We start from the raw sequence: 6,016 nt of genomic DNA, 5'->3' as shown, positions 1-6,016 counted from the left end.
CACCTTTCAATTGGCACAAAACCGATTTGTAACTCTGACTATTTTCAATGCACGGGGGCAACGTATTCGCACACTGATCGCTCAACGTTTAAGCGCCGGAACTCACGCGGTGACCTGGGATGGAGAGAATAATCATGGCACCGTGGTGCCGTCTGGAATTTATTTTTACCGATTGCGAAGTGGTGCCAGCAGTTTGGTCCGTAAAATGATTTTCTTAAAATAAACAAAAGCCCGGAAACTCCGGGCTTTTCATTTTGGCCTTTCCCAAACAAAACGACTCAGCGCGCCTGAAGCCATGAAGCGCAATCGGAATAGCAATCAAATAACGTGTTCTTTTCAGATTTCAAAATCCCTATTAAAGGCGTTGTAAAAATTTCTACTTTCCCATTTCATTCATTCTTTTTGCAGCCTGACGGATGACAGTTAATGTACTGAGGTCACAGTTAAAAACCGAATTACGACCCTGGGGCTCCTGTGGCGGATCGCCGGTGAAATCATCGCCAGGCTTCCATTCCGCATGTTGCGCGTCACGTGCCCGTCCTTCTCCTCCCCAGGCCCAGAAGTTACTGCCAGCCAGTGGACCGCCAGCTCTCGCGTTCTTATAGATCCAATCAAACACCTTTTGAAAATACTGGTCACGATATTCGGTTGTTGCTTCAATTGAATAAGAATGATTATCGCGGGGAATGCCAAATTCCTCCAGAACCAGTGGCTTACCCACCGCTTCTGCAAACTTGATGTGTTGTTCGATATAGGCTCTGGCCTTCTTCAAAGCAGGCTCAAAGGTTTCTTTAGCTTTTAATGGATCAAACCAACGCCAATTCAACAACCAGAGATGAAAGGTCATGTAATCGATATTTTCAAAGCGATGCATATTCAAATAAAGTGAATCGGAAAATTCACTGCCATACATACCTTCGTTGCCCGTTGAAATCAGATGATTTTCATCTAGAGAACGAATAAAATCGGCCGTCTCTTTAATCCATTTCAAGAATAAGGGGAAATTTTTTTTTGCTTCCTGCCCGCTGCCCGGACGCGGTTCATTGGCCAGTTGCCAGCACATGATGGTAGGATCGTCTATGTATCTTCGACCGTTTACAGTATTTTTTCTCAAAATTAAATGTTTAAGATATTTTCTAAAATAGGCAATCGCTTTTTCGTGGCTGTAAAAGCGAGCGCTGAAATTCATAAATTGATGCCAGGAATAACGGGGGAGAAAGGGATTTGGAATCTCTTCGCCACTTAACCACGAAACATATTGCGACATACCGCCGGACCATATCCAGAAATTATTCAAATAAATCACGGCTTTCATATCTCGTTTAGCCATTTCGGCCAGCAAAAAATCAAGCCCCTGTAAAAGACGCTCATCATAACGACCAATCTCCGGCTGGATGGGCGGATAAACCGTATTATGTTGAGTCATTCCTTCTGAAGCGCCCAGCAGGCGTAAATTGGTTATGCCAAGCTTTTTCAAACAATCCAGTTCCCGCATCAACCGTTCACGATTTCCACCTTCGGCTACCGAAGCGAGATTTACTCCATACCAGAGATTCGTGCCCAGAAAATAGTAAGGCTTACCATTTAGAACAAACTTCTGATTTTCAACGCGTACAAACGATGTGTTTGTTTGCCCAAAAAGTCCACTGAAAATGAGTGTCATTGAAAAATAAAAAATGATCTTAACTCGCATTTTACTATTCCTATTTAAGTAAAACCAATTTTAAGATTTGAGTATGCTTATTCATCTTGAACATTAAAAAATAAATACCTGAGGCCAGGCCCTGTGCTTGAAATATAACGGAATGCTCGCCAGAGGACAATGGTCCATCCATCAATGTTGTGCATTGTTGACCAAGTATGTCAAAAACAATCAATTTAACCCGACTGGCCATGGTCATTGTAAAGTTAATTTTCGTTTGCCGATTGAACGGATTGGGATAAATTTTTAATAGCTTAATTTTTTGAGGGCCTCCGGGCTTTTGACTTACCAGGCCGGTTGTCCCACTCTTTAAAGAAATGGCGTCAAGCTTTAGCCAGCCACTGCCGCTGGAAGCCTGGCCGGACAAAACGTTAAAAGAAATTTCCGCCAAATTGGCCGAAGTTAGTTGCGGCGCATTAAAATCTTTAAAGGGAATGGTTACCTTTTGCCATGTGGGATGAGCAAGTTTTAAGACATACTGAAACGTGTTTCCCGTGGTGTCCCTGGCTACCAGCACCAGATCCCGTTGGCTATTATCATCTTTAATCCAGAAGCTTAATACCGAAGCCCCGGCAAAACGAAAATTCACATGTTTAAAAAACCCGGCGTAGTAAGCGTGTCCATTACCAATCGCATAAGTAACACGCAAACTCTGTGCGCCTTCTGAAGCTTCTGTTTGATCCAGAAAAAGTTCGGCGCTGGTTCCGCCACGCACCTGCCAACTACTATTCAGAGCAATATTGCTGGCATACGCTTCGAACGTGTCGATCCACATTTCATCGCTTGAGTAAAAAGTTAATGTGTCAGAAGTAAGGCCGGCGGCGGTGGCAAAAATTTTTGTAACACCTTCATTCCCGTCAGCCTGAAAGCGGATTGCAGCCATTCCATTTTCGGCCGGAACAGGATTTTGCCCTGATAAACGCCCTTCACCCTGCAAATAAAAATGAATGTTCATGGACGACTTAACGATATACCCATCCCGATCTTTAATGTAACAATAAATAGGAACAAGCGACGTATCCGCGGCAAAGAGTTGGGTGTTGGGGGTGAACAATTGAAGTTGCTCCGGGATGGTGCCATAAGCTACTGGCTCAACGACAAAGGCCTGATCTGGGCTTCTTCGTCCATCGTCCGGTAAAACAAAGATAAGTTTACCATTGGTCGATGGCATAAATTGATGGCCGATTATTTCTCCCGTCCATGTATTGAAATATTTAACACTAAATACGGTGTCTTCTTTAACCAGATCGTCAATATGAATGACCTTAAAAGCCACGGGGCGACCGGCCGATTCACGCACCCAACCAAATGTAAAATCGGTGCTCTTTAGGGCATAAACATCCACATCCTCCTGAATCTCATTAAAGTGCTCAAAACGATGGTTGACGTAATCAATCAGCCCAGCCACTTTTGAAAAAGCTTTCATTTGATCCATGACTGCCGAAGACATGATATGGGAAGAAGCAAAAGACCACCAGAAAGGCGTTGTGGCATAACCGCCAGCCCAGCCAGCCCACAAGGCGTTATGGTAGAGCTGCGTGTACTCTGGCGACGGCACGTCAAAACCTCCGAACGTATCCAGATAGCCCGCCTCGCCCAGAATAGCCGGTTTTTGAAAATCATTCCGTAATTCGCAGGCAATATCGTAATAAAGTTGCGCACTGCTGCGCAAAGAGTTACCTGGAAATGGAGCCGACCAGCTTGTTTCGTAGAGGTGAACATTGGGCACATCGACAAGCTGATAGCCTTCACTCCAGTAAATACCGCCGCTTTGAGAAGCCGTACACGGACGTTGATGGGGATCGTTTTTTCGAAAGAATCGACCTACTTTATACAGCCAGTTGGTTGCCTCTTGCTGGTGTCCTTTTTGCCAGCCGTCGGTGCCATTGATTTCATTGACGATTTCCCAGATGGCCAGCGCCCTGGAATATCCCCAGCGAGCAATCAAATAACGATATTGCCTTTGCTGGTAACGCCAGGCCTCTTCACTGGCGTAAAAATCTTCCGCATTGCAAACATATTTGTATGGATTGTTGTGCCATTGATGCGCCCACACCGTATTGGAGAGTAAATCGTGCGGCCAGATGGCCAGCATCATCTTTAAATTTCGTTCTTCGGCCCATTGCAACACCTGATCGATGCGGCCGCATTTTGTCTGATCGTAGCGCCCCAGGCCGGAGTCGAGCGACTCGATGATACCTTTTTCATCGCCGTACATGATGTTCCAGTAGCCAAAAATATTGGCTCCTGAATTCTGTAACAAAGCAAGCCCGTTTGGGCCATTATTTACGCCCCAGGGATAGTAAGCTCCAACCCCATAAAAAGGCGTTCCATCATCATATTCAAAGTAATGAGGATTTTTTTCGCTGACGCGGATCCAACCGTGAAAACGGGAGGAATCAACCGAAAAGGAATATTGCGGACTCCAGGCCGTATCACCCTGATTAATCACCCGGACACGAAAATGCCAGTTTCCTCTTTCGTTCGCCGCAAAACGAAGTAACCATCTATCGCGCGCCTGGAAATTATCGTAAAAAGCAAAAACAGGCCAGGTACTGTCTGAGGGTGAAGTAAAAAACCCCATTACGTCAATTTGTCCTGGATTGTAGGGATTGGTGTAACTGACATTCTGCAGGTTAAGTTCAATTTCGATCTTTTCGTAACATCCCACATACTCTGGTTGAATGTTCTTTACATCCACCGTAAGTTGTGCCATAAGTAAGTTGTTTAAAATAAGGAGAACCGCTATTAAAAATTTTTGAATCTTCATCTCCACCTCATTAATCCCTGTATTCAAACATAGGTGGCAAATCATTCAAAAAAAGCGTAAAATCATCCCGGTAAAATTTAAGAAAATCGGGAACGGAGGGATGACGGGGATATGGCGCAAAGTGGTGCGTTTTACTGGCATTGCGCCACACAACTCCAAAGGCAACCTTTTTAGCGAGGGCATGGGATTTGAGCGGAATAAGAAAACAGCGGGTAAACCAGTCAGAAATTTTTAGACTGGCTTCCTCTCCGCTAAAGCCATAGTAATCGCCTACTTCGGTTAAAGCCGCCAACTTTGCCCTGGCCGTAGCATGTTCAACCACGTACCCCACCCGCTTCTGAAAACGGTGAATTTCCGCCTCATCTCCTTTGCCAAAATAAAAATCAAGACCGAGAATATCCACCGCATCGTCGCCAGGATAATCAATTAAATATTCTTCTCTGGAATTGAATTGATTTCCATCCGGCGAAAAAGCATAAATAAGATTGTGAACTCCCAGCGTGTCTTTTAAGTAATGGACAGTATAACGCCAGAGCTGAACGTATTGATCTTCTGTTCGATAGGCTTTTCCCCACCAGAACCAATTTCCATTTTGCTCATGATAAGGCCGGAAAATAACGGGGATACTTTCCCCATCCTTACCGCGTAATCGTTTTACATAGCGCGCCAGCTTTTTTAATTTGTTCTTGTAAACATCATGATATTTTCCGCCAGGCAAAATCGAGTTTACCACGCGGTAATGAATATCATTCGCATAAAACCCATGTCCCTGTGGTTCGTACTGATGCCAGCAAATAGAGGTTACACCGCCTCTTTCATGGGCATAACGGATGCGAAAGGTATAATGCTTAAGCTCATCAGAAGAAGTTTGAAAAATGTAATATGCATCCCAACTAAACAGGGCCGGATAATCGCCGCAAACATCTTTCACGTCCGAGCGCGTGTCCGGCCCCTTCCATCCCACGCCATAGCCCAGAGCATCGTGTTGGCCAAAAAGCATAAACTTAGTAGAAATACGCTTTAGATTATGATAAAGGTAACGCGTTTTTCGTGTGGCGCGATCATCAATCAGTTCATTTAAACGGGAATGTACGCTAGCTTCAAAAGCCATCAATTTGTTGTAAACCGCATCCGTCACACTGTCGATTTGAACCGGACTGGCTAACCGCCCCTGACGTTTAACAAAGTCTCGCGCCTGATCCAGCGTAAACGCGCACGCGCTAAAAGCTCTTGCGGGAAACTGTCCTTCTCCGTTTCCAGCCTGCGCGTTAGCCAGCAACCTTTCGCCGCTTTTTACGGCCTGCCTGAGCGTCTGCAATTTAAGAAAAACGGCTTCCTTTTTTGGCGCAGTACGGTGACAGCCCATAAGCAGCAACATCAATAAGCTGCAAGCTATTGCAATTCTTGTTAAATTCATTTTCATAAAATTACTTCTCTCATTATGAGAAAAACAGAAACGCCATTTGTCCGCCCTCTTGCCTGTTTTTTTTCAACCAAATTCCGCTAACTCTTTTCGGGATGCGCATCATTGATTGGGCTGGGCG

4 protein-coding genes are annotated in these 6,016 nt (G+C 44.9%); 1 reads left to right on the top strand and 3 read right to left on the bottom strand.

Annotation, left to right across the window (positions count from 1 at the left end):
• Nucleotides 1-223: FlgD immunoglobulin-like domain containing protein (locus ACWB0I_RS17355; protein WP_479389351.1), on the top strand; the 223-nt coding region annotated here is incomplete at its 5' end.
• Between the two features lie 153 nt (nt 224-376).
• Here ACWB0I_RS17355 and ACWB0I_RS17350 read toward each other — a convergent pair.
• From ACWB0I_RS17350 to ACWB0I_RS17340, 3 genes are read right to left on the bottom strand one after another with little or no spacing between them, the layout of a single operon-like run.
• Entirely contained in the window at nt 377-1,693 is a 1,317-nt protein-coding gene (locus ACWB0I_RS17350) for a glycoside hydrolase 5 family protein (RefSeq protein ID WP_479389350.1), read from the bottom strand.
• Between the two features lie 10 nt (nt 1,694-1,703).
• Entirely contained in the window at nt 1,704-4,472 is a 2,769-nt protein-coding gene (locus tag ACWB0I_RS17345; RefSeq protein WP_479389349.1) for a DUF5060 domain-containing protein, read from the bottom strand.
• A gap of 10 nt (nt 4,473-4,482) precedes the next feature.
• Nucleotides 4,483-5,850 (bottom strand): glycoside hydrolase family 26 protein, encoded by a 1,368-nt coding sequence (locus ACWB0I_RS17340; RefSeq protein WP_479389348.1) that lies wholly within the window; start codon nt 5,848-5,850, stop codon nt 4,483-4,485.
• Nucleotides 5,851-6,016 lie beyond the last annotated feature (166 nt).

The organism is Caldithrix sp. (assembly GCF_056497305.1).
Note: the sequence above shows the minus strand (reverse complement) of the source record. Positions and strands in the feature narration are given on the sequence as shown.

Excerpts from the sequence above, each read along its gene's own strand:
- ACWB0I_RS17350 (WP_479389350.1), bottom strand. The coding sequence starts at position 1,693 with ATGCGAGTTAAGATCATTTTTTATTTTTCAATGACACTCATTTTCAGT.
- ACWB0I_RS17345 (WP_479389349.1), bottom strand. The coding sequence starts at position 4,472 with ATGAAGATTCAAAAATTTTTAATAGCGGTTCTCCTTATTTTAAACAAC.
- ACWB0I_RS17340 (WP_479389348.1), bottom strand. The coding sequence starts at position 5,850 with ATGTTGCTGCTTATGGGCTGTCACCGTACTGCGCCAAAAAAGGAAGCC.